The sequence below is a fragment of the Okeania sp. SIO2F4 genome (assembly GCF_010672385.1).
In the GTDB taxonomy this organism is placed as follows: domain Bacteria; phylum Cyanobacteriota; class Cyanobacteriia; order Cyanobacteriales; family Microcoleaceae; genus Trichodesmium.
The window spans coordinates 1-4,682 of record NZ_JAAHGT010000785.1 but is presented as its reverse complement, the minus strand read 5'-3'; the positions used below and the strand labels follow the sequence as shown (position 1 = coordinate 4,682).

General features: G+C 31.2%; 3 protein-coding genes. 2 read left to right on the top strand and 1 reads right to left on the bottom strand.

All coding sequences use genetic code 11. The annotated features are described in order from the left end of the window. Positions 1-561: 561 nt before the first annotated feature. Positions 562-996, top strand: coding sequence for an ArsC/Spx/MgsR family protein (locus F6K22_RS32665; RefSeq protein ID WP_293107900.1), 435 nt, complete (start codon positions 562-564; stop codon positions 994-996). 1,013 nt (positions 997-2,009) lie between these two features. Continuing rightward, entirely contained in the window at positions 2,010-2,858 is an 849-nt protein-coding gene (locus tag F6K22_RS32660) for a PEP-CTERM sorting domain-containing protein (RefSeq protein WP_293107898.1), read from the top strand. Positions 2,859-3,648: 790 nt separating this feature from the next. On the opposite strand, the gene rsmG is transcribed toward F6K22_RS32660, so the two are convergent. Then, the gene (gene rsmG, locus F6K22_RS32655) at positions 3,649-4,419 is read right to left on the bottom strand and encodes a 16S rRNA (guanine(527)-N(7))-methyltransferase RsmG (RefSeq protein WP_293107896.1); all 771 of its coding nucleotides are present in this window, start codon (positions 4,417-4,419) and stop codon (positions 3,649-3,651) included. Between the last annotated feature and the right edge of the window lie 263 nt (positions 4,420-4,682).

The window sequence follows — 4,682 nt, the reverse complement described above, 5'->3', positions numbered from 1 at the left end:
TTGGCAAAGGAAAACTAATAAAAAATATGCTGGTTAAATAGCTAATTATTTGATTTAAAAAGGAAGCAGGAATCAGGAAACAGGAAACAGATAAGTTAATCATAAAAATCAATATAGGGAATAGGGAGTAGGAAATAGATTGCATTGGAAGCAACTTCTGACTTCTAATTTCCTGATAAACAATAGGAAGTAAATTGCATCGGAAACAACTTCTAACTTCTGACTTCGTTCAAACTTGGCAAAGGAAAACTAATAAAAAATATGCTGGTTAAATAGCTAATTATTTGATTTAAAAAGGAAGCAGGAATCAGGAAACAGGAAACAGATAAGTTAATCATAAAAATCAATATAGGGAATAGGGACTAATTTGTAGCAAACATTTATTAAATTGTTATACTTATACCAATTTGCTTTTTGATAAATATTTAATTTAGTTTAAAATTTCTATATAAAATTATATCATACCTGAGAATAAAATTTCTTTATAATTGGTTACAATTTGCTATTTCATCAGGTATTAAGATTAAAAAATCACCAAAAAACTGCTTAGGAGATAAGACAATGGCAAAGGTGATTTTTTATGAAAAACCAGGCTGCAAAAATAATACCAAGCAAAAGACTTTGCTAGAAGCAGCAGGTCATCAATTAGAAGCTCATAACTTGTTGAAGGAAGCTTGGACAAAAGATAATTTACGTCTATTTTTTGGCGATCGCCCAGTAGCGGAGTGGTTTAACAAAGCAGCTCCAAAAGTTAAATCTGGAGAAGTAGTTCCCGAACAAACTGATGCTGAAACTGCTCTAACAATGATGCTAAATGACCCATTGTTAATTCGTCGTCCTCTAATACAAGTAGGCGATCGTAGAGAAGTGGGATTTGATGTTGAAGTTGTTAATAATTGGGTTGGTTTAGAAGCTATAGATGAAAACCAAAAGGCAAAAAGTGAGGAGTTGATGAGTCAAGATTTACAAACTTGTCCAAACAATCATCATCATTAGAGTCTAAAAAAACTATTTCTATCTCTAAATTTGCCTAATCTCTCGTTAGATAATTTTCTGGCGAGAGATATTTTCATAGTTTGTTAATTTACTTAGGGTTTGCTGAATAAGTCTATTAGTGAAGGAAGGGAACACTTAACTGGGAACAGGGAACAGTTTAGACTATCTACTACAGCCAAATTTTCGGCATTGTTAGGGTTAAAACTTTACCATTTTGAGACTAAAACAGCTAAAAACCAGGAACTTTTTTCGACAGGAAAAGGCTATAACCATTAGAATGTAAACGCTTTGAGATTTAATTAGTAAACCATACTTAACTAATACCAATTTTATAAATATTTGCTACAAATAGCTAAGGGATTTTTTGAGGAGTCAGGAGTCATAATAAATAGCTTTGATACTATTTCTTAGTTCATAAATTATCTTATTATTCCAAAGGAAATCTCCTATAAAATATGCACGATCGGCATTATTATTTATAACATTATTTTTTTTTAATGGTATGATACGCAAACAGCTATATCTTAATACGAAATTCAAAAAAGGTCGCTACAGTATTAATCTCAACACTCCTATAGTAATCCGCGCATAGTTTGCGGGTAATCAAAAAGTAGATAAAAAAACTGAAACTGCTGCCAGTTAAGTGTTCCCTAAAAGCGGTAAGGTTTTTATACACAAATAAAATAGGACTGCTACAGTAATACCAATTCCCAAAAGTATTACTATACTTAGGTCAAACTTCAGTTATTAAGTAATTAACACAGGGGGAATCAGCATACTTGCTAATAATAGCTCAGTTAATGTCTATTATTCTTATGTTGTAGGGACGTTGCATGCAACGTCCCTACCTACCCACACTCCCCACACTTCCCCACCCAATTAGATATAGTATTCTTTTTGAGAAATGGTATAACAGTATTTTTTGAAAATAGTATAATAAAATAATTAAAATAGTGATAATTATTTTATGTATTTAATATATTGATATTTAAAATCCATTGTAGAGGTTAATAATGAAAAAAGACAATAACATCCTAAAATTATACAATTTTTTCCAAACATCCTTAATAGAGCCAGTAAATTTAATCAAGTTTACCTTTTTACTTATTACTTCTTCTTGGTTAATTCTTTCTTCCTCAACATTACCCGTCAGAGCAATAACCTTTGTTACAGAACGTGAGGCATTGCAGGAAAACGACCAACTTGAATGGTCAATTTTAGGTCAAGTTTTGAACCCTTTTTCACCAGATCCCACTCCATTTTTACCAAACAAATTTTCCGCAACATCTACAGGTGGTTTAGGAATAAATGTAGACATTCCTTTCACATCTTCTCCAGAAATAACTCCTCCTTTCGTGTTTCAAACATCTTTGCCACCATTTGGTATTCCCACTAATTTTGCCGACGATGATTTTATTTTATTTACTGGTTTTAATCCCAACACATTTCCAGCAGTAGGAAATGAAGGACCTATAACTATTAATTTTGATACTCCTGTTAAAGGAGCAGGTACTCAGATAGCTGTAGACGATACTTTTCAATTTCAAGTATTTATCTCAGCTTTTGATAATAAAAATAATCTTTTAGGAACTTTTTCGACTAATGGAACTTCCTCTTTAGCACTAGATAATTCAGCAGTATTTTTAGGGGTTAAAAGTAATATTCCAGAGATTTCTCAACTGATTTTTAGTAGTTCTGTACCAGAACGTGCTTTGGGAATTAATAGTCTTAGCATTAGCACAGTTCCTGTTTCTGAACCAAGTACGATTATTGCACTTGGAATCTTAGGTTTAAGCTTATTTACCTGCAAAAAACAAAAGTATTATACCAATTTGAAAAATGGCTCTTCTGGAAAAATCTAGACCAGGCAAGGATTTAAAGTCACTCATTTGTTAAGCATTCAGGTATCAGCTATTAGCTATTAGCTATCAGCTATTGATAAAAGGAGGAGTTCATTAATGGATAATTGATAATTACCTCTGATTAAAACCGTAACGGAATTAGAATATAAGGAAATATTATTTTTTTTCCCTTGAAAATGCAGGCTTTTACCGAATAATTAATAATTAATTTTTTGGTAAAGAAGGTATCTGTAAAATAAATCTAAATAAATGCCTCAAATATTTATAGCAATCCTATTTTATTCGTGGCAAAAATCTTACTGCTTTTTAGGGAACACTTAACTGGCAACAGGCAACAGGCAACAGGCAACAGGTAAGAGTTTCAACTTTTTTATTTACTTTTTAATCTATCACGACCTATTTAGGATTGCTATAGTATTCTGTCGTTTACGGCGGTCAAGGAAATATTACTTTATTTTGTGAGATTATTCGGTGCCTAACTCACTCTACATCAAGGCTTAATTTTCTATTTATAGATACCCTCAAAAGCAATTGAGAAATAGAGAGATAATTAAAAGTTACTGCCAAAGAAAGTTCCTTTAACCTTAAAATAAATTATCATTATTTGTTGTTAACGTAGTTCCTCAACATGAGGCTAACTGACTGCTAAGAACTGAATTATTACGTCATTTGTAAAATCATTTTACTAACTTTGTCTTAGAGCTTTTTTTTTAGTTTATATGAAATACAAAAAATGATACTACTTATGCATCCCCCCATCTTCCTATTAATTATGGTTGACAAAAATTACCTATTTGATATTATTTAGATCCTTTAAAGGTGTTTGAGTAGGTACACCAACTGGACGGGGATAATTTATTGGAGTTTTCCCTACTTTTCGCAAATATATACAATTACGAATACTTTGACTTAAGGGAGTTTTAAATTCCTCAATAGTCTCTATTTTGCCTCCCAAAAGTTTGACAACTTCTGGTAAATTAATCTGTTCATTAGTTGTCAAATTTCCTCGATATAAAATTGCAATCCCACCTATTTTTAATAATGGTAAAGCATATTCAGCGCAGACTACTGTAGGTGCAACAGCTCTCAAAAGAGCAATATCATAAATTTCTCTATATTGAAATAGACGACCAATTTGTTCAACTCTGTTAGTTATAGTTAAAGCATTTTTGATATTTAAATCTGCTAATATAGTTTCGATAAAATTAATTTTTTTGCGGGTTGAATCTAGTAAAGTAACAGCATATTGAGGTACAGTAATTGCAACTGGTAATCCGGGAAAACCGCCACCAGTGCCAATATCAATAACCTTTTTTTCCTCTTGCCAATTTATTTGATTTTCTAAGATAAACTTAATACCTCTGAGAGAATCCCACAGATGTTTTTCCCAAAAATCTTCCGGTGTAGTAATTCTAGTTAAATTTAACTTTTTATTTCCAACAATAATCAACTCATAAAGTTTCTGAAATTGTTGTTTTTGTTGTGCTGTTGGCTGCCAATTTAATGTTTCCTGCCAAATAGAATTCATTTCTGGCAACATTTGTCTATTATTATCATTCATTATTGAGAATTTAGAATTCAGAAGTAGGGTGTTATATTATGTCCAGATGAACACTTATAATATAGATTAGGTCATTTCAGTTATCAGTTATCAGCTTTTAGTTTTTGGCTTTTTCAGGAGTTTATGGATATAAATAAAAGTATTATCTATCAAAAAGCTTATCAATTTGCCATTAGAATTGTCAAAGCTTATAAATATAAATGGCAAAATCTTATTTTCCATAATTAAAAAAACAGAAAAAACTGAGAATTGATCGCTGATAA